Source organism: Polyangium sp. y55x31, assembly GCF_029946505.1.
GTDB lineage: Bacteria > Myxococcota_A > Polyangia > Polyangiales > Polyangiaceae > Polyangium.
The window spans coordinates 208,112-228,066 of the sequence record NZ_JARZHG010000009.1; the positions used below are offsets into that span (position 1 = coordinate 208,112).

Here is a 19,955-nt window from a genome sequence, read left to right on the forward strand (position 1 = left end):
GGTCTCGACCTTCCCGCAGGCCTCGTCGACCCCCCCCCGAGGTGACTCCGACCCCTCCCCAAACCCTCGACGACAGGCTGCCGAGACGGTCTCGACCCTCCCGCACCCCTCGTCGACCTGTCTCCGAGGTGACTCCGACCCCCCCAGAACCCTCGTCGACCTGTCTGCCGACCTGGTCTCAACTCACCCAATCGACCGGAGCGCCGCGACCACCCCACCGAGCGACGCCCGGTCATCCCGATCGAGCGCGCTCGTCCCGCGGGACAGCGCCTCCACCAGCACCCGCAGATCCCCGTCGCGCACCGGCGGCTCCATCGACGACACCCGCTCGGCCCGCGCCACGTCGTCCAGCAAAAGACCGAACTCCCGCTCGTCGAGCCCGAACGCCTGCGCCTGCTTCGACACCACGCCCGCCGCGCTCGCCACCGCCGCCAGGCCCTTGCGCGCTTGCAGCCCGAGCCGCGTCAGCTCCGCGCGCTCCCGCAGCGACCGATACGCCGACTCGATCACGTCGAGATCCGCCCGCGCGTGGGCCAGCGGATCCTTCGGGCGTCCGTCGTCGTCGTCGTCGTCGTCCTCGTCCGCGTCCGGGGCCGGCGGCGGGATCGTGGGTCGCCGCGCCGTGACCTCTTCGAGCTCGGCGCGCGCCTCGGCGATCGCCGCGAGATAACCGTCGATCGCCGCCGTCGCTGCGGCGAGGCGCGCCTCCGGATCTCCCGGCGCGGCCGGATCGAGCCCCGCGATCTCCGCGGGCCGCTTGCGCACGAGCTTCTTGATCGGCATCGCGCACGCGAGCCGGAACGCCGCGGCCTCCGCCGCTGCGAGCACACGCTCCCCGAGCTCGATCCGGAGCGTCAGCTCGTCCCGAAGGCGCGCGACCTCCGGCGCGAGCCGCGCCTCGCCCGTGCCGTTTGCCGTCTGGAGCTTCTGCCCGAGCGCCGCGCGTGTATCCACGAGCGTGCCGAGCGCCTCGCGGAGCCTCGTCAGCGCATCGTCGGCGGCCCTGAGCTCCGCGCGCAGATCCTCCCCTGCGAGCCGCTTCTTCGCCGTCGCTTCGAGCTTCGCCGTCTCCGCCGCCCGCGCCGCCGAGAGCGCTTTGTTCTGCACGACGCGCGCGCCTTGTCGCTTCGCGGCCGTCCGCATCGCGAGCATCGACAGCGCGAGCGTCCCTCCGCGCGAGAGCGCGCCGAGCGCCGCGGCGAACGTGATCGTCCCGATCGTGCCACCAACGGTCGACGTCGCGATCACGAAGGCGAACGTGATCACGCCGAGGATCGTGGCGATCGCGCGCAGCACACGCGCGCGGCCTGCCATGACCTCGGGCAGCACCCCGCGCGGCGCGGCGAGCCCTTCGAGCCCCTGCGCCGCCGCGGCGAGCACGTACGCGCCCGCCGCGAGCACGAAGAGCAGCGACACGAACGCAACCACGCCCGCCAGCGTCGCGACGATCTGCCCGAGAAAGGTGATCTCGATCATGCGCCTCTCCTCAGAGCGTGACCTCCGTGTCCTTCGCGCCGAGCTTCGCCTTCCGGATCGTCACACGAAACGCCTTCCCGTCCCATGCGATCGCGTGCAGCGTGACGGGCACGTCGCGCCCCAGGCTCGCCTTGCGGAGACGCGCCAGAAACGCGAGGCGCCCTTCGTCGCCGAGCGGCAGCTCCACCGCCGAGATCCCGATCGACGCCGCATCCGAGACCTCGGTCAGCGTCGCCTCGACCTCGCCGTCCTTCCCGACGAGCCCGAGCTCCGTATCGAGATCCTCCCACGTGAGGATCGCGAGCGCGCTCGGGCCGCTGAAGAGCGACAGCTCCTTCAGCTTGCGCGAGAGCCCCTCGGCGAGGCTCGGCTCCACCGGTTTGCCCTCGCCTTCGAGCAGCCGCGCGAGGTGCGCCGCGGCCCAGAGCCGCGCCCAGAGACGCGGATCCCGCGGCCCCGGCGTGCCCTCGGCCGACGCGACTTGCCGCTCCAGACGAAGCGCCTCGTCCACACGCCCGCTGCCCGCGGCCGCGAGCGCGAGGCGCAGGAAGCTCGGCGCGTCCGCGGCCGGAAGATCCGTGAGCGTCTTGTATTGCCGGTACGCCGCGCCGTACCAGCCGTGCCGCAGGAACACGTCGCCGAGCAGCCGCCGCGACGCGGCGCTCTGCGAATCGAACTCGACGATCTCCGAGTACGTCCGGAGCGCCTCGTCCTGGAACCCCTGCGCCGCGAGCACGTCGCCGAGCGCGAGCGCGAGGTCGGGGCTCATGAAGCCACGATCACGCAGGCGCCTTCCTTGCGCGAGCGCGTCGTCCTTCTTGCCCGCCTCCGCGAGCAGCCGCACGACCCGCAGATCACCCTGCGGATCACCGGGCGCGACGAGCATCCGCTCGCGCAGCTTCGCGAGCTTCGCGTCCACGCCGTCGATCGCGGCGAGCTCCGCGTCCACCTGCTCCCAGGCGATCTTGTCGCCGAAGAGCGCGCGCCGCACGGACGCGGCGATCCGCGGATCGACCGAGCGACGCAGGATCGCCTGCGCCACGTACGCGCGCGTGTCCGGCGCCGACTCGAAGTGCGCGAGCAGCATGGTCACGGCGTCCTCGGTGCGGGCCTTCTGCTGGAGCAGGTCGAGCAGCGCTTGCTCGGCGCGCCAGTCCGGGATCTCGCACGCGCCGCGCGCGGCCTGGTACCGCGACACGAGCGTCTTGCCGTCGAGCTCGCCGCGCAGCCGCTTCGACCACATCACGATGCGGTCCGCGAGCGGCCTCCGCGCGATGTCGCTGCACGGCGTGGCCGGCGGCGTGACGGGCGGGAGGAACCGCCCCGCCGTCGCCGCCCCCACCGGCTGCTTCTTCGTCGCGTCGAACGTGGACGTCGACGTCGACGTCGGGGGCGGCGGCGGCGCCTCGGGCGCGTGAACCTTCTCCTTGTTGAACGCGAGGAACTCCCCGTTCGCCGGCCCGGTCACCGACGATCGCGTGGCAGCCTTCTCCTCCTGCCCGTCGCTCCCCTCCCGCTCCACCGCCCCGCGGAACGCCCCCCCGCCGCCGCCCGGCGCAGGCTTCGCAGGCGGGGCCCCGTTCGCGGCGACCGCGGGCTCCGGCTCCGCGGGCGTGGCCGTCGGCATGACCGTCGGCGGTGGCGTCTGCGCCTGCTCCTCCGTCGGTTTGTCATCGGCCAAGGCCTCCGATACGGGCGCCTGCTGCAGCGGCGCGGGCGCGGCCGCCACGCTCTCCGATGCCGGCGCCTCCTCCTTGCTGCGAAGGCTGCACCCCATCGCCACCGCGGGCGCCGGGTTCAACGCTGCATCCATCAGCGCCCGCTCCGTGCGCGCATCGAGCGCGGTCAGCCGCACGCCACGCAGCGGCGAATACCTCCGCCGGATCCCTTGCCGCGCATACGCCGCCTCGCTCTCCAGCGCGAGGATGCTCGTGAACGGCGTCATCAGCCCGTATTCGAGCCCGACCTCCACGATCTTGCCGCGCTGCTCCTCCGGATCCGTCACCTCGCCGAGCAGCCGCCGCACCTTCTCCGCCGCCCACAGCCGCGGCACGAGCGACGTGCTCGTCCCCTGCGCGAGCGTGATCGGATACTTCTTCGAGAAATCTTTCCCGCCCACGCGACCCTTCACGGTCGCCTCGGCCGGCAGCGCGTGGTGCGTCCGCGCGAACAGGAGCACCTCCTCTCCGCGCGACACCTTCCCGCTCGCCGTGAGCATCGCCTCGTCGAGCCCCGCGCCGAGATCGATCACGAGCTCCGTGATCGTAGGCGTCTTGATCGCGCTCGCGAGCCGCAAAACCTCGCTCGTCGCCGTCTCCATCCGATCGATGCGGAAGCTCTGCCCGCCGCCCTGCCGCGCGAGCTCACGCAAGAGCCCCACGTTGCTTTGTGTGCCAACGGCCACCGTGAAGAGCCGCGCCCGCGACGTCGACAGACTCCGCCGCAGCCGCTCCGACAATCGATCGCCGCTCACCTCACCCGACGTGGGCAAACCATCGCCGATGTAGACCACCGCCGGCTGCTCGGTCCCGTGCAGCCGCCCGAGCGCCGCGTCGAAGAGCGCGCCGAGATCCGTCGCGCCGCCCGACGCGTGCTCCGCGAGCCGCGCCAGGGCCGCCGCGATCTCCTTGTCCGTCGCCTCCGCGAGCCCTTCCTTCGGCCAGAGCACCGTCGGCGCCGAGTCGATCGCGATGAGGACGAACTTGTCCTTCTGCGACAGCGCCCGCAGGATCGCCTCCGCCGCGGCCGCCTTCTGCTGCCGCACCGCCTCGTCTCCCGACGCCGACGTGTCGACCACGACCGCCACGTCCCCCGGCGGCTCGGGCACCGCGGCCCAGTCGATGTCCGGCACGTACCGCGACATCACGTAATCGGCCCGATCCGCGCCCGCGGCGAACCGCGAGACCGTCAGCGCGGCCCGATTCGAAGGCTCGATCGGCGTCGCTTCGAGCTGGAAGTCCGCGCGCGGCAGATACCCGCTCCGGCGCATCGTCACGCGCCGCCCGCCGTCCTCGACCACCGCGTCCGCGAGGCTCGCGATGCGCATCTTCGAGCCCGCCGCGCCGAGGTCCACCTCGAGGGAAAACTCCCCGATCCGCGCCGGATCCTCGCCGCGCATCGGATAGAGGTACTCGAGCTTGCCGCCCTGCGAAGGCAGCACTTCGAGGTACCGGAGCACCACGCGGCGCGAGCCCGACGCCGGGATCGGGTAGATGCGCGAGCGGTAGGTCCGCCCGTCGATCCATTCGAGCAGCGCGGGCGAATTCCCCGTCGCCACGGCCGTCGCGTACTTCGCGGCGGCCTCCTTGCGCTCGGTCACCTCGCCCTCGACGAGCACGCCGTTCGTCTCGACCGCGAACGACGTCACGATCGCCCGCTCCGGCACGCTGAACCAGTACCAGCCCTCGAGCGCGCCTCCGCCCGGGTTGCCGAACGTCTGATCGACCTCGGTCTCGGCGAGCCCCTCGCGGATCACCGCCCGCACCGACTGGCGGCTGACCTCGAGCACCTTCGCCTTTTCCCCGGCAAGCCCGGGGCTCACGCCGTAGATCCGGCCCGCGCCGCTGCCCGCGCCCGCGAGCGGCCGACCGTCGCCCATGCCGCCGGTCCAGTCGTCCCAGAAGAGCACCGGGCTCACCTTGGGTTTGTCGTTCCCGGACGCCTGCGCCTGCTCCCCGGCGCTCACCTCCACGCGCCCGCCCGGCGACGTCAGCACCGCGAGCCCGCGCGTCACGACGACCACGACCTCGGCGCCCGCGCGCCGGATCGACAGACCCGCGTCCGCCGCGGCGATCGTCGCGTCCCCGGCCTTGTGCTGGAGGCCGCCGCGCTCCGAGGGCGGCGCGTCGAGCCAAACCTCGCCCGCCACGATCTCGGCGCCGTCCGGCTGGAGCCGCACCGTCGAGTCACCCCGCAAAAACAAGGACGATCCGTCCGAGAGCCGCACGAGCGCCCGCGCCCCGTTCCCGGTCGCGAGCTCCGCGCCGGCGCCGAGCGGCGCGCCCGAGATCACCGTGCTGCCCTTTCCGCCCTCGACGAGCCGCACCTCGCCGGCCGCGAGCTCGAGCCGCGCATCCACGACGCCCGCGCGCACCGGCGGGACGCGTTGCGTTTTGATGAACACGACGAGGCTCGCGACGAGCACGAGCAGGCCGATCGCCGCGCGCAGCGGCAGGGGGTGGGTCTTCGCGAGCGCCCTGATTCGATCCAGCGAGCGGGTCATGGTCCTCCGGAGCCGACGAAGGCGAACGGCCCGGGGGGGCTCGGAGCTGACACCCCGCTCGATGGTCCCCCCGGCCGCGCGGTCCATGTTCGCGCCGTCCACGCGGCGAGGGAAAGATTTCTCGCGCGACGCGCGATTGCTCCGGCGCGACCGGCGCTCAGAACCCCGGCTTTTTTTCGGGCGGCGGCACGGCAGAGAGGCGCCCCGTCGGCGTCCGTGTGACGTCAGGCACCATCGACGATCGCCCCGGGGAGGACGGCGGGATCGTGGGGCGCCCCATCCGGGCAAAGACCCGCTCCGGCGTCTCCCCCTCGGACGACTCCATACCCATCGTCTCGCGGACGAGGATCCCGATCTGGTAACAAATGGTCCCCGCGTCCCGCACGCCGCGCTTCAAGAGCAATGGAGGCAGCGTCTTTTCGAGCACCACGATCATCGAGCGCGGCGACACGTTCTTCGGCAAAAAGCCCGCCTCCCGGAGCGCGAACCGGAGCGTCCCCCGCGCCTCCAGCCGGCTCAGCTTGGAGAGCCGCTCGAGCTCCTCGGCGACCCGCTCGAAGACCCGCGACCCCTCGCTCATGACGCTTCTCCCGCGCCGAGGCGGCGCTCGACGTATCGCACGTAGGCGACCGGCGGAAAAAAGCTCAATCCGATCGCCAGCATGGCCGGCACCCCGAATGCCGCGCCGCCGACCAGGAACACGTCGGCGAAGCGTGATTGCTGCACGTGGAGCGCGCCGCCCGCGGTGAGGCCGTCGAGCATGAGCGTGGCGCAAAGATGCCCGACGCCCCAGAGGACGAACCGATCGGCGACGATCGGCTCGGCGAGCCCGAACCGCACGCGTTTTCGCATGAGCGCCGCATACCGGAGCGCCTCCACCGCGGCCCAGCCATAACAAATCGTCCGCAAGACCGCGCGTGGCCAGAGGGCCGAAGGCAATCCATTGGACCAGGGCACGACGTGGTTCACGACGGGCATCGCGAGGCCGACGATCACGAGTAGAAACGAAAGCACCTGGGCCCAGATCTCTTCCCGGCGGAAGACGAGCCAGACGAAGACCGCGACGGTCAGAAATCCCGTATCGACGACGAGCCCGCCGATCTCCACGGCGAGGGGCGCGGGCGTGCCGCCTCGCGTCACGGCGCTCGAGACCTGGATCGAATACCCCACGAGTGGAAGCAACATCGACAGACCGAGCAAGAGCTCCGGTGCTTTGCGCGTGCGCGCCGCAAGCCCGAGCAACCGTACGGCGACCGCCGCCGTGACGAGCCCGAACACCACCAGGACAATGAGGGTGAACGGTTTCAAACCTGCCAGGAGACGCTACCACGACGGCCGGCTCGACGTCGAGCCCCGCGCGGCCGAGCAGGAAACGGGCATGGGCCGCGCCTGACGAAACGAAACGAAAGGCGCGGCCCATGTTTTTCCTATCGGTACATTTTTAGTTGTTCTGCACGATGATGGCCCCGTACGCGGGCAGCTCGAACGACGTGCCCGTCGCGCCCGAGACGAGCTCCGTCGCGGCGGCGCCCCACGTGATCGTCTGCGGCGTCGACTTGCGGCTGAGGACGACCGAGAGCGTCTCCGTGGCGTTCTGGAGCTTGTATTCGTAGACGTCGGCCGTGTTCTTCACGAGCGAGATCGTCGCGGCGAGGTCCGTGAAGACCGCGTGCGCCTTCCGGATCGCGACGAGATTCCGGTAGTGGTGCAAGAGGCTCGACGTGTTGGCTTCCTGCGCGGCCCACGAAGCCGGCTCCTCTTCCGCCATGAACTTCACGAACGGATAGTCCGGGTTCGGCGCGACCGTGACGCCCACGCCCGCGAACGGCAGCACGTCCTTGTTCGCCAGGTTCGTGGCCGCCGGGTCGATGTTCCAGCCCGTCGTCTTGTCACCGACGAACACGTTCTTCTCGAACCAGCTCATCGGCTCGCGGATGAACTCGTCGCGGTCCCAGGACTCGTTGCCGACGTACTTGTCGCGCTTGCCCTTCTTGCCGAACTCCTCGCCGTAATAGATGACCGGCATGCCCGGCACCGTGAGCACGATCGTCGCGGCCTGCTTCAGCTTGGCTTCGAGCGCCGCGCCCGCGCCCTCGAACTGCGTCGCCGGCCGTTCGAGGTCGTGGTTCGACAGGAACCGCTCGAGGTAATGGTGGGGGCTGCCGCCATTGCCGCCCGCGGCGAGGTCCGCCTGCACCTTGTTCACGTACCCCACGAAATCGACCGCGTCGCCCGTCTGCCCGTTCACGAAATTGCCGACGATGCTGCGGAACGGGAAGTCGAACTGCGAATCCATGTCGCTCCCGTACGGCATCATCTTGTCGTATTGCGCCGGATCGTCCCAGCGATTCTCGCCCGTCAGGAGCACGGCGGCCGAGCCCGCGGGCCGCACGACGTCCTTCTTGACGAAATAGTTGAACTCCTTCCACCACACGTGCGTGCCGTGCTTGTCGAGCGGGATGCCGGCGTTGTCGTCGAACTGATCGATGTGCTTCGACGCGTCGAGGCGATACCCGTCCGCCCCGAGATCGATCCAGTGCTCCGCGATCTTCTTCATCTCGGCGCGCACCGCGGGGTTTCTGTAATTGAGCTCCGGCATCGGCCCGCCGAAGATCTGGTGGTAGCACTGGTAATTCTTGCAAGCCCACATCACGGCCGAGCCGTCCCACGGGTGCCCGTCCGCCAGCATGTTCGAATACTGGTCGGACCAGACGAACCAGTCGTGGTACTTGTCGTAATCGGGGTGCTTCGGATCCGCGCCCGCGATGAACCAGGGGTTCACGTCGGCCACGTGGTTCTGCACGAGATCGAGGATGATCTTGATCCCCGCGGCGTGCGCCGCCTCCGTGAGATCGGTGAAATCCTTCATCGTGCCGACCGACGGATCGATGTCGTAGAAATCCGTCGTGTCGTAGCCGTGGTAGCTCTTCGCCTTGAACACCGGCGTCATCCAGATGGCGTCGGCGCCGAGGTCCTTCAGGTACGGCAAGGCTTTCCGTAGACCGACGAGATCCCCGATGCCGTCCGTCTTCGTCTCGTCGATGCCGCTCTCCGTCTTCGAATCACCGACCGCCTTCGTCGCGCCGCCGTCCGCGAACGTGCGCACGATGAGCTGGTACATGATCCCCTGGCTGCCCCACGACGCCCAGTCGGCCGCGTCCGTGATCGTCGAATACGAGATCGGCGTCAGGTCGAGCACGTCCGACGTGTCCTCGAGCGTCTGCCCATCCACATCGAGCTTCGTCGAGATCTTGTAATGGACGGCCTGGCCCGGGGTCAGGCCCGTGATCACGAGGCCATTCTTGTTGATGTCGTCCGCGGCCGCCCACGTCACCTTCTTGTCGAGCGCATCCGCGGCCGCGCCGTACTCGACCGTCCCCGTCGAGCCCTTCGCCACCCGGAACATCATGCGCACGCTGCCATTGCCGAGGTCGATGAAATCCTTCGGCCGGGAGATCTCGTACGCCGGCCCCGCCGCCGTCGGCGGCGTCTTGGAGATGGCCTGGCCCTGCGTGATCCAGCATTCAGCGATGTTCGGATCCTGCGCATTCTTCGTGAGGTCGACGAAACGAACCCCCGTCTCGACGTCCTTCTTGCAGTCGCCGTTCGTGCATTGCACCGGGATGAGCCCGAGCCACGCGTCGTCCGCCTCGCCCGTCACCGTCACGCGCACGTCGGTGTACACGCCGAACTCGTCGGTCCCATCGAACATCTGCGGCGTTCCCCACGTCGGCGACGTCGAGCCCGCGCCCCAGAAATGCACGCCCCACGCCTTCGGGTCGCCGCCGTCCTGCAGCCGATAATGGATCCTGACGAAGCTCTCTTGCGCGATCCCGCCCGCGCCGCCCGTGCCGCCGCCCGCGCCGCCCGTGCCCGTATTCGTGGTGAGCCCGGATCCGCCCGTGCCGTTGTTGAGATCCTCGCCTTCGCACCCCGCAGCCAGCGCAAGGACGCAAGCGAGCGAACCGAGGACCGAATAACCAAGATATCGTCTCATCGTGATCTCCCGTTTCTGTCGAACCCGTCACGGACCCGCGAATACATCTTCGCGCCGCATTCACGGGCGATCGCTCATGATGCGACCCACGAACGGGATGTCAAGCGAGGAATCGGCGCGCGTGTTATGGCGAATTCTTGCGCGAACCACGCCGACTTCTGGTCGCCGCCAATACCACGCCGATCGTACCGAAGAGACCCGCGCCCGCGCCGAGCCCGAAGCCGAGCAAGAATCGCTTTCCCCCGCCGGCCCCGTCCGGGCGCGGCTTCGCGACGATCCCGGCAGCAGGCACGGAATCGCGCAACATCTCTGAAAGATGGACCTTGCCCCGCGCCACCTCGGACGACGGCGCGGCCGGCCGTACGCTCACGAGGTCCGCGCTCGGCGGCCCGCCCCAGATGTCGAAATCGGGATTCGGGCACGTCACCGGGCCCTGCCAGCGATGGCGAAGAAGATAGCGCCCCTGAAATGTGCTCACCTCCGCGGGCACCGCCGCCTGCCCCTCGCCGCCGCGCCCGCCCTGGATCGGCGGCGCGTCCCGCAAAACGAGGTCCTCCCGGAGCGCCTCCTTGCGATAACGCGCATGAAGACGTGTGTGCACGGCCATCCCCGACGGCGCGCCCAGCAATCGCAACTCCTCGGGTGAAAGCATGGGCCCCGGGCACGGATCACACGACCCCGCGTCCCACGCGTATTCGGTCACGAACGCACCGGGATTCTCGTCGAGCGTCGCGTCGAAGAGCGACGCGTAGAGCTCGCCGAAGCGCGCGCGGGCCGACCCGTCGACCTCCACGTTCGTCGGAATCGTGAGGTTCGGAAAATTCGCGGCCTCGTACCTCTTGTCCGCGAGCACGTGCACGACGAGGTCGTGCATGCCCGTCGCGTTGAGGGTCCCGAGGCGCAGCGGCAGCCCGACCGACTCCGCGTCGAATTCGAATCGAATCGGCGAGAGCAGGGCGCGGCCGTCGCTCGCCTTTGGCTTCGGGACGTCGATGAGCACCACGAGGAGCTTCCACCCCGCTTCCGCGTACGAGCGCAAGACGGGCTCGGCGCCCTCCGGGAGGCTGTGACCCCCATCGGTGAGCCAACCGGTGAGATGCCCCAGATGGTCGGTGTCGAGGCGCAAGACGTTGAAATCACCGACCGTGTATGCTGCGTCGATCTTGACGGTGTGCGCGCCCTGGGGGCGGCGGCGCGTCGCGCCCTCATCCGGCCGCCCACCGGCGAAGGCGTGCTCGTCCCGCGCCGCGATCGAGGTGATGTCCGCGTAGGAGCAGGGATCCTGCTGCCAGGATTCGACGAGCCGCGGCGCGCTGATCGCGTCGAGCCGCTCGAAGAGGTCGTTCGGGAGCAGTCTCACCCCGCTCGGGGAGACCGTGCCCCGCACGGGCAGGACCAGCATGGGCATGGTCAGCGTGTGGTCGTCCCCGACAGGACCGAAGTAGTCGGGTTGCATCGAGACCACGGTGCGTGTCCCGCTGCGCCCGATCACCACGGTCGTCGCGCGGCTCTCGGCCTTCACGGTCGCGTTGCCCGCGTAGACCCCGCAAAACGCGTCGGCCGACGACGCCGCTGCCGTCACGAAGGCCCACGCCAAGACGCCCGCGGCGCGCATGCCGTGCAGGGTATCGATGGCCGCGGCGCGTTGTCACGGTTTTTCCCTCGCGGCGCGGGGCCCGCTCCGGATACCCTGCGCGGCGTGGCTGACAAGGACGCCTCGGGCAGCCCCGAAGAGCGAGCCCGCCGCGTGTCCCGACGCTCGCGGCAAAACCTCGCCGTCGCGACGATCACGCTCGTCGTGCCGATCGCCGTCGCGCTCGTCCTGCTCGCCGAATCCGAGGCGGGGCTCGTGCGGGTCGCCTTCTTCAACCTGCACCTCGCCGAGCCCCACGCCGCGCTCGCCGTGGGCTTCGGCCTCGGATGCGCGCTCGCCGCGACCGTCGCCCTCACCCGCTTCGTCTCGCAACGGCGCGCCTCCGCGTCCCTCCTCTGCCTCCCGCCCGCCTTCCTCGCGGCCACGACCTTCGCCGCCTCGATCGCGTGGGTGCCGGATCCGCTCGCCAAGATGCCCGATCTCGCGTTCGGCGACCGCGCGCGGGCCGCGGCCTTCGCGCTGACCCTCCGCGCGTCCCTCGAAGGCGCGGGCCTCCTCGTCGCTTCGATCTCGCTCGGCATCGCCGCGCTCGCGCTCCGGCCGGCGCGCGCGACGGCGTCGATCAACAAGGACAAACGTCCCCTCGCCGCCCTCGTCGTCGCGGCGCTCTCGCTCCCGGCGGCGGCGCTCCTCGCGCGCCTCCTCGGCAAGGGCGACCTCGGCCGCGACGCGGTCGGGAGCTGGGTCGCGGCGCTGCCCGCGGGCATGGGCCTCGTCGCCGTGGTGCTCGGCGCCTCGCGGACGAACCGCGGCGACGGGTATGCCGCCACGCGCCTGCTCGCTTCGGCGTGCGCCGGCATCGGCGGCGTCCTCCTCGCGGCGCTCGCGCCTGCGATGGGCGAGGTCATCACCATTTCGACACCCGGCACCACCCTTTCCCAGCTCGGCCGCGCCGCGATCGGCCTCCGCCGCACGACCGTCGAGCTCGCGGCCGCGGGCGCGCTCTTCGCCGTTCCGATCGTCCTCACGACGCTCGTCGCGATGCCGCCGCGTGGCCTCTCGGGCGCCCTCGCCCGCGTGCGACCCGCTTTGCTCGTCACGTTCCTCCTCGCGCTCGCGCCGGCCCTCTTCGTCCTCCCCACGAACGCCGCGCTCCGCCACATCGAGTCGCTCGTCGCCGACCAGAGCCGCCTCGCCGCGAACCCCGGCGTCACCCTCGCGGACCCGTCCTTGCCTGCGGGCGCGCTCGTCGTGGACCTCGTGAGCCCCTTCCCGACCGAGCTCCCGCCCACGACGCCCACGCGGATCGTGCTCGGCTCTTCGTTTGCCCCCGCGCGCTGGGAGGACGGCGTGCCCGTCCGCTTCGACGGCCTCGACGCGAGCACGTACGACCTTCTCCTCGACGGCCCCTACCTCGGCGCGCCCCTGCGCGTCTCGCTGCCCGACCCGCGTATCGGCGCCCGCATCCTCGTGCCTGCGATTCCGCTCGCGCCGCCGCTGCTCGGGCCTACCGAGCCCATCCACACCGATCCCGAGACGCCCCCCCATCCATCGCCCGACCACCTCGACGTCGACGCGACGTCGCCCGACACGTTCGTCCTCCACTGGCGCATCGCCGACATCGTCAAGGCGTTACGCCGCGTGCCCCGCGAGGACGCGACCGCGGACGGCCTCGGGTATCCGGCGCTCAGCGTGGCGATGCTGGAGATGTGGAAGGCGCACGGCATACACAAGGACCCGCAGGATCGGAAGCGTGACCGCGTGATGATCCGTTTGTCGCCGGGCACGTCGCTCGAAAAGGCGCGCGCCGTCGTCGCCGCGGCTCTCTCGCTCGAACGCACGATGAAGACGCCCCACGGCGAGGAGCGCTCGATCCCGGTGTTCGAAGTGACGGTCGCTGAGCCGCTCGCGCCGCGCCCGCAGATGAAGCTCCCGACCCCTGCCGCCCCCGAGAATCCGGCGTCGGAGGCGGAGGCGGAGGCGCCGGTGGAGCCCGAGATCCTCTCGCTCTTCGGCAAACTCGCGCGCGAGGACGTCGACGCGCGGCTCGCCGTCCTCCGCGCCTCGGTCGACGCCTGCTACCAGGACCATGTCGAGGCGCACGGCCCCGAGAGGCTCGAACCGGTGATCCGGTTCGTCGTGGGCGCGGACGGGTTCGTCGGCCAGGTGAGCGTCCAGGAGCCTCGCCATGGGATCACCGTGGACGACGAAGAACGCGTCGCGCGCTTCAGCGGATGCCTGTATCGCGCCGCGCACCGGCTCACCTTCCCCGAACCGGAAGACGGCTCTTACGCAGGAATCCTCGTGAAGTTCACTCTGGGTCCTCTGCCGCAAAGCTCGGGCTGGCCGGCGGGGCCGCCCTGATTTCCTTGGGAAAACCTATCCCCCCGCCCCCTGATCCTCCACGTACGGCGGCAGCGCGAATCGTTTCTCCTCGCAACCGTACGCCGTCGGCGTCAACTGAATCACCGTGTGGAGCGGCACGCTGATCGACGGACACTCGCCCGGCGGCCGGTCCATCAGGTACGCGTAAATCGCCCGCAGCACCGCCTGGTGCGCGATCACGAGCGTCGGCGACCGCTGGCGTTCGAGCTGGATGATCACCGGATCGAGCCTCTGGATCACGTCCTCGTACGACTCGCCGCGCGGATATCGATAGCGGAATTTGTCGGCGCTCCGCGCGGCCCACACGTCCGGCATCTCGATCCGCACCTGGTCGTACGTCATCCCGTCGCACACGCCCGCGTCGATCTCGTCGAGCGCGCGCCAGGTCCGCGGCGACCGCGTGATCTTCGTCGCCGTATGGATCGTCCGCCGCAGCGTGCTCGTCCACACGGCGACCTCTTGATCCCGCGGCGCGTTTTTCCGAACGAACTCCGCCAGGTGCTTCGCGTATTCCTCGCCCGCGGGGGACAGCTCGGGGTCGCCGCCGATGCGGCCGTGCCGGTTGTAGTCGCTCTGCCCGTGCCTCGTCAGCCAGATCGGGCGCGGCGAGACGTGCAGGTCGATGAGCAGCGGCGCGAGGCGCGCGGGCAGGTAGCCGTGGATCCGGTTCAGGATCACCTGGCGGCCGACGTCGATGATCTTGATGTAGCTCTGGTTCGGATCATCGAGCGTCTCGTACATGCTCTCGTAGTGGGCGATGCGCCGCAGGAAATCCTGCGCCGCCGCGTCCGGATCCATGTCGACGTAGTCCGGCGACTTGAGCTTCGTGTCGCGGACGTTCGCCTCGATCACACCCGGGTCGTTGCAGAACGACTCGATGAAGACGACGGGCAGCCCCTCCTTGCGGCACCGCTCCTCGACGAGGCGCCTGCGCTCCTTCGTGCTGTTCGTCGCGTCGAAGATGCCGACCTCGCCGCCCTCGCGCAGCCACGCGAGCATGTCGTCGAGCGCCGTCATGGCGAGGTCGTGCAGCACCTGCCGGCCTTCCTTGTTCGTCGGCGCGAAGAAGTCCGCTGGCTGGCTCGCGCCGATCTGCCGGCGACGGTAGCTGCCCACGTTGAACACGCGGGTCGGATGACCAAGCCAGCTCAGGTAACGCGCCACGCGGCGCCCGATGTACGTCTTTCCCCGCGCGGGGAGGCCGACCATCGACAGAACGGTCGTCGCCTTGTCTCGCTCGCCCGGCACCCTTTTGCTCCGTACCCCCGACACGGCACGCTCCATACCGCCCTACGAGCATGAGGGGAAGCATGAACCGCGGACGCGCGGATCGTGACGATCACGCCTCCCGCAACACCGGCCGCGCCTCGCTGGTCCCATGAAGCTCGGCGTAGCTGCGCCTGAGGCCGAAGCAGCGCGCCGAGAGCTCACACCGTCCGCACGCTTCCGCCCGGACGAACTCGCCGCCGTCGTGGTTGCTCGGGATCTCCGCGAGGTCGAAGAACACGCGTGGATCGACGGGCGCGAGGCAGAGCGGGATCCCGCACATCGACTCGAAGCCGAGCACCGGGATCCCGGCCTCGCGCGCGATCGCGAGGCCCTCTCGCATCGCGGGCAAGAGATCCGTGTACCGCGGGATCAAGCTCTCCGTGCGAGGCACGAGATCGGTGAATGCAGAGGCGACCGAGACGTTGATCTCCGCGGCCGGCCAGCGCGCCGCGACGAGGCGCACGAAGTCCGGGAAATCAGCCTGATTCGGCGCGCAGAAGACGAAGTTCAGGCGAACGCGGATCTTCGTCTGCGCGAGCGCGTCGAGGCCCCGCGCCGTCTTCTCGAACGTGCCCGGCGCGCGTGTAATGGCGTCCGAGATTTCGGCGCGGGATCCGTGCAGCGACACGAACGCCACGTCGAGCCCGGCCTCTTCGAGCTCGCGCGCGCGGCCCGGATCCGCGAGCCGCACGGCGTTCGTCTGCAGCTCCACGGCGAGCGCGCCTTCACGCTTCGCGAGCGCGACGTACGCAGAGAGACGCCCGTTCAAGGTCGGCTCGCCGCCCGAGACCTGGAGGACGCCGCCGGCGTGCGCGATCTCGAGGATCGCGCGGCGCACGGCGTCGTCGTCGGGCGCCGGCAGGTGCGTCGAGACGAAGCAAAAATCACAGGCCTGGTTGCACTGAAACTGGATGCGCACGATGTGCGAAGGCACGAGCCGGCCGTCGGGCGCGCGGTGGACGTCGCGGGTCACGAGCTCGCGATCGATCTGCTCGCGCACCGAGGAGATCACCGTGAGCTTGCGGCGGATCCGGTCCTCCGTGAGAGGCCGGAACGAAGACGCGGACTCACGCGCGAGGAGCGCGCGCGGCACGCCGGGACAACGATCCGCGACGACACAAGCGCTGCATGCGGGCACGCGCTCGTGGCCGGGGCGGTTCGCGCCGCCGGGGTTCAGCGCGTAGAGGTGCGCGAGGCGCGCGGGACGCTCGAACGAGCACGGAGGGATGGACGCGCCGGGGTCGAGCGAGAGCTGGATCGCGGCCTCCCGCGCGGCTTGATCGAGCCGTTCGAGCGCGCGCGCGGCGCCTTCGAGGGGCGCGAGGGTCGTGGGATCGGGCGCGTCCACGGGGATCGACACGAGGATGCGCGACGCCTGTAGCTCCTCCGCGCGCAAGCGACCCGGGATCGCCGCGACGACATCGAGGTTTTTCCGGACGATCGGCGTCGAGATCTCCAGCGGGATCCCCGCGGCGGCGAGGGCACGCGCGCCCGCGAGCGCGGCGGAAAAACCGCCCTCGTCACGCGTGATCCCGTCGGCCTCGGAGCCGAACGCCGGCATGTGCACGCGCGCGATCGAGAGGCCGGCTTCCACGAGCGCACGCGCGAGGCTCTCCGTGACGAGCGTCGCGTTCGTCTCCAGCACGACGCGCTCGGCGCCGCGCGCGCGGGCGTGACGGACGAGCACCACGAGATCCCGGCGCATCGTGGGCTCGCCGCCCGTCAGCACGACCTCGCGCGCGCCCTTGGCGAGCGCCTCGTCGATGCGGGCGAGCACGGCCGCGGGGCGGACGAAGTCCGGCCGCTCGACGGGCCTTCGCGCCGAGCAGAAGCCGCAACCCTGGTTGCAGGTCTCGTTGGTGAGCACCCGCGCGACGCGCATCGGGACATCGTACTCTAGTCCCGAGGGGGACGCCTCGCGAGCTCGCAGAGCGCCGTTCGGCGCTCTCGCCCATGCCTCTTGCGCGCGGCGCCGCGCGCGGCGAACAATGCGCTCTCCCATGAGCCCCCGCGCCGGCACGACCGACACGAGCCTCCTGCTCGCCGAGGGCTGCAACCTCGCCTGCCCCGTCTGCGATTGCCGCGCCAAGGCAGCGGACGAAGGGACGCGGCAGCGCGAGCTCCGGCGCGGCGGCGGCGTGCTCGAGCTGCGCGGAGAAGCTTCACGTCTGAAGGATCTCCGCGCGATCGTGCAAGACGCGCGCGACGCGGGCTGGGGCGCGGTGTACGCGCGGACGAACGGCGTGGCCTACGCCGCGGAGGGCCGCGCCGAGGAGCTTCGCGCGGCGGGCCTCTCGGGGGTCGTGTTTTTCCTCGCGAGCGACCGGCCGGCCGTGCACGACGCGATCTCCCGCGTGCGAGGCGCATTCTCCGCCGGGCTCGCGGGTCTCGGCGCGATCGCGGCGACGGGGCTCGACATCCTCTTCGAGATCCCGGTGCTCGATCCTTCGATCCAGGACCTCCGCGGCGTCATCACACGGCTCTCGGGCGCGGCGCCGAACGCGCGTCGCGTCCGCCTGTACACGCCCGCCGCGCTCCGGCCCGTGGATGGGCGTGCGCCGCGCGAGCTCTCGCCGCCGCGCTGGGATCGGGCGCGGGACGGGCTCCTCGCGGCGATCGGGTTTGCCCGGGAAAAAGGGCTCGAAATCACGCTGACCGAGCGCGACGGGATCCCGCTCTGCGCCGTCGCCACGAAAACCGCGGACGGCGGGATCGACGTCCCCGAGCGCTTGCTGGCCGATCGCGGCGGCCGCCCGATTCCGCGCCACGCGACCTCCTCGCTCGCGCCGGGCTGCGACGCATGCGGCGCCGCGCGCGCCTGCCCCGGCACGACGACGCTTTACCTCCACACGCACGGCGCTTCGGGTTTGTCCCCTTTGCCCCGCGCCCCGCAGCAGCGCCCGCGCGAGCGCTGGGACGAGACCCGAAAAAGCGCGGCGCGCGCGGCCTTCTTCACGGTCCTCCGCCCGACGGTCCATTGCAACCAGGATTGCTGGTTCTGCAGCGCGAACGAGACCTCCCACAACGTGGAGGAAGATCCGGGCCGGATGATGCGCCGGATCGCGCGCCTCGGCCGCACGGGGGTCGAGCAGATCTCGTTCAGCGGCGGCGAGCCCACGCTCTCGCGCCACCTCGTCGATTACGTCTCCGTGGCGAAGCGGACTGGCGTCCGCAGCATCGAGCTCGTCACGAACGCGGTGCTCCTCGACAAACCGGAAAAAGTCGACGCCCTCGTCGCGGCGGGCCTGACGAACGTCTTCGTCTCGCTGCACGCGCACGACGAGGCGCTCGCGCGGCTGCAGACCCGCAAAATGGGCGACCACGCGCGCACGGTGCGGGCCTTGCACCTCTTCGCGCGCCACGACGAGCTCCGGCTCGACGTGAACCACGTCGTCTCGGCCCAGAATTACCGGCACCTCGTGCGGTTCGTCGAGTGGATGCACGCCGAGTTCGGCACGCGCATCGGTATTTCGTTCGCGTACGTCACGCCGCAATACAAAGCCCTCGAGCGGCTCGCCGACCACGTGCCGCGCTTCTCCGACGTCATGCCCTACCTGAAGCGCGCCATCGCTCGGGCCAGCGAACTCGGCGTCGAGGTCGTGGTGGGCTCGCGCCAAGGCGTGCCTCCGTGCCAGCTCGAAGAAATGGCGCCGTGGAGCGACGTGCTCGTCGCGCTGAGCGGCGCGCTCACGGAGGACGCCCCGCAAAAGCAGAAAGGACCGGCCTGCGCCGATTGCCGCTTCGACCTCGTCTGCACGGGCGTGTGGAAACCGTATGCGGCGCTCTTCGGCACGGATGAGCTCCGCGCCGTCCCCGGCGAGAAAATCACGCCGGAGAAATGCCTCTCCGAGCCGCGCATCGCGCGTTTCCGCCCCGGCATCGATCGCCTCGACGAACTCCGCATCGGCGACGGCCGCATCCCGCGGAGCGACGAGATCCCGCTCCCGGAAGCGCCGCGCGAGCGTGTCCACCTGCCCGTCGCGCCCGCGTCCACGCCGCGCGCCGTCCGCGTCGCGATCGTCGGCACGGGCCGGCGGGGCCTCGCCTTCGCGGCTGCGCTCGGGCAAGCGGGCGGGTTCGTCCTTTCGGGCATCGCCTCCCCGCACGCGCCGGACAAGGATCTGCCGGAGATCGCGGCCGACGTGCCCCGCGCGCGGACGCTCGCCGAGCTCTGCGAGCTTGCCGCGATCGACGCGGTGATCGTCGCCACGAGCACGCGGCATCACGCGGAGATCACGCGCGACGCGATCACGCGGGGACTCCCCTGCCTCGTGGAAAAACCGCTCGGCGCGACGCTCGCCGAGGCCGAGGCGCTCGCTTCCGAGGCGAAAGAGCGCATCACGGTGGCGCAGCAGCTCCGCACGGCCGGCGGGCTCGAAGAGATGCTCTCCGTGCTCGGGGATCGCAAAGGGGTCGATCGTCCCGTCGAAATCGAGGTCGTTCACCGGGCCACCGCGACCTCGCCCGCGAGCTTGCACGCGTGGTCCCGCACGGCGCTTTACGAGCTCTTGATTCACCTCGGCGACGTCGCGCAGGCCGTCGCAGGCGAGGATCTCCACATCCGCAAGGCCACGGCCAAGGGCGGCGGGAGGCCCGAGCGCGTGACCTTGCGCGCGCGCGGCACCGGCCCGTCGCAGCCGGACGTGACCATCGAGCTCTTGCTCGCCGAGGCCGCGGATGCCCTCGAAGTGCGGGCGCGTCTCGGCGATGGACGGCGTTTGTCCTGGATACGCTCGGAGGGGCGTGACCTCGTGGAGGTGAGCGACGCAGGCGGCAAACGGACCCGCACGCCGCCGCGCGGGGGCGATCTCGCGCGCCTGCTCGTCGCGTTCCGCGAGAGCGTGGTTCGGGGCGATCGGCCGAAGGTCTCGGCGGAGGACGGCGTGCGGGCGATGCGGCTCTCGGCGGAGGCGATCACGGCGCTGGAGGCCGCGGGCGCGCCGTTCGACCGGGCCGCGGAACCGAAACGCGTGGCCTCGGTTCCGCTCCGGGATCGGGTGGGTTGAGCCCCT

At 70.8% G+C, this 19,955-nt stretch carries 10 protein-coding genes; 2 read left to right on the forward strand and 8 right to left on the reverse strand.

What is annotated here, in order from left to right:
- Positions 1-183 precede the first annotated feature (183 nt).
- The 6 genes from QHF84_RS18755 to QHF84_RS18780 form a co-directional block, all read right to left on the reverse strand.
- Positions 184-1,476: a hypothetical protein gene (locus QHF84_RS18755; RefSeq protein WP_281314692.1), complete on the reverse strand. Its 1,293-nt coding sequence runs from the start codon at positions 1,474-1,476 to the stop codon at positions 184-186.
- Between the two features lie 10 nt (positions 1,477-1,486).
- The gene (locus QHF84_RS18760; protein WP_281314693.1) at positions 1,487-5,698 is read right to left on the reverse strand and encodes a VIT domain-containing protein; all 4,212 of its coding nucleotides are present in this window, start codon (positions 5,696-5,698) and stop codon (positions 1,487-1,489) included.
- Between the two features lie 157 nt (positions 5,699-5,855).
- The gene (locus QHF84_RS18765; protein WP_281314694.1) at positions 5,856-6,278 is read right to left on the reverse strand and encodes a hypothetical protein; all 423 of its coding nucleotides are present in this window, start codon (positions 6,276-6,278) and stop codon (positions 5,856-5,858) included.
- The gene (locus QHF84_RS18770) at positions 6,275-7,006 is read right to left on the reverse strand and encodes a hypothetical protein (RefSeq protein ID WP_281314695.1); all 732 of its coding nucleotides are present in this window, start codon (positions 7,004-7,006) and stop codon (positions 6,275-6,277) included. Before QHF84_RS18770 ends, QHF84_RS18765 begins: the two co-directional genes overlap by 4 nt.
- A 133-nt stretch (positions 7,007-7,139) precedes the next feature.
- Entirely contained in the window at positions 7,140-9,695 is a 2,556-nt protein-coding gene (locus QHF84_RS18775; protein WP_281314696.1) for an alpha-amylase family glycosyl hydrolase, read from the reverse strand.
- 124 nt (positions 9,696-9,819) lie between these two features.
- Positions 9,820-11,310 carry a DUF2330 domain-containing protein gene (locus tag QHF84_RS18780; RefSeq protein ID WP_281314697.1) on the reverse strand — a complete coding sequence of 497 codons (1,491 nt, stop codon included), beginning with the start codon at positions 11,308-11,310 and terminating at the stop codon, positions 9,820-9,822.
- 84 nt (positions 11,311-11,394) lie between these two features.
- Here QHF84_RS18780 and QHF84_RS18785 point away from each other — a divergent pair, with 84 nt between their 5' ends.
- Positions 11,395-13,653, forward strand: a complete 2,259-nt coding sequence (locus QHF84_RS18785) for a hypothetical protein (RefSeq protein ID WP_281314698.1) — start codon at positions 11,395-11,397, stop codon at positions 13,651-13,653.
- 15 nt (positions 13,654-13,668) lie between these two features.
- On the opposite strand, the gene QHF84_RS18790 is transcribed toward QHF84_RS18785, so the two are convergent.
- A complete protein-coding gene (locus QHF84_RS18790) occupies positions 13,669-14,922 on the reverse strand; it encodes a 6-phosphofructo-2-kinase/fructose-2,6-bisphosphatase (RefSeq protein WP_281314699.1) in 1,254 nt (417 codons plus the stop codon).
- Between the two features lie 91 nt (positions 14,923-15,013).
- The gene (locus QHF84_RS18795) at positions 15,014-16,825 is read right to left on the reverse strand and encodes a radical SAM protein (RefSeq protein WP_281314700.1); all 1,812 of its coding nucleotides are present in this window, start codon (positions 16,823-16,825) and stop codon (positions 15,014-15,016) included.
- A 118-nt stretch (positions 16,826-16,943) separates the two neighbouring features.
- On the opposite strand from QHF84_RS18795, the gene QHF84_RS18800 reads away from it, so the two are divergent.
- On the forward strand, positions 16,944-19,949 hold the full coding sequence (locus tag QHF84_RS18800) for a radical SAM protein (RefSeq protein ID WP_281314701.1): 3,006 nt from the start codon (positions 16,944-16,946) through the stop codon (positions 19,947-19,949).
- Positions 19,950-19,955: the final 6 nt, after the last annotated feature.

Excerpts from the sequence above, each read along its gene's own strand:
- QHF84_RS18755 (WP_281314692.1), bottom strand. The coding sequence starts at position 1,476 with ATGATCGAGATCACCTTTCTCGGGCAGATCGTCGCGACGCTGGCGGGC.
- QHF84_RS18760 (WP_281314693.1), bottom strand. The coding sequence starts at position 5,698 with ATGACCCGCTCGCTGGATCGAATCAGGGCGCTCGCGAAGACCCACCCC.
- QHF84_RS18765 (WP_281314694.1), bottom strand. The coding sequence starts at position 6,278 with ATGAGCGAGGGGTCGCGGGTCTTCGAGCGGGTCGCCGAGGAGCTCGAG.
- QHF84_RS18775 (WP_281314696.1), bottom strand. The coding sequence starts at position 9,695 with ATGAGACGATATCTTGGTTATTCGGTCCTCGGTTCGCTCGCTTGCGTC.
- QHF84_RS18780 (WP_281314697.1), bottom strand. The coding sequence starts at position 11,310 with ATGCGCGCCGCGGGCGTCTTGGCGTGGGCCTTCGTGACGGCAGCGGCG.
- QHF84_RS18795 (WP_281314700.1), bottom strand. The coding sequence starts at position 16,825 with ATGCGCGTCGCGCGGGTGCTCACCAACGAGACCTGCAACCAGGGTTGC.
- QHF84_RS18800 (WP_281314701.1), top strand. The coding sequence starts at position 16,944 with ATGAGCCCCCGCGCCGGCACGACCGACACGAGCCTCCTGCTCGCCGAG.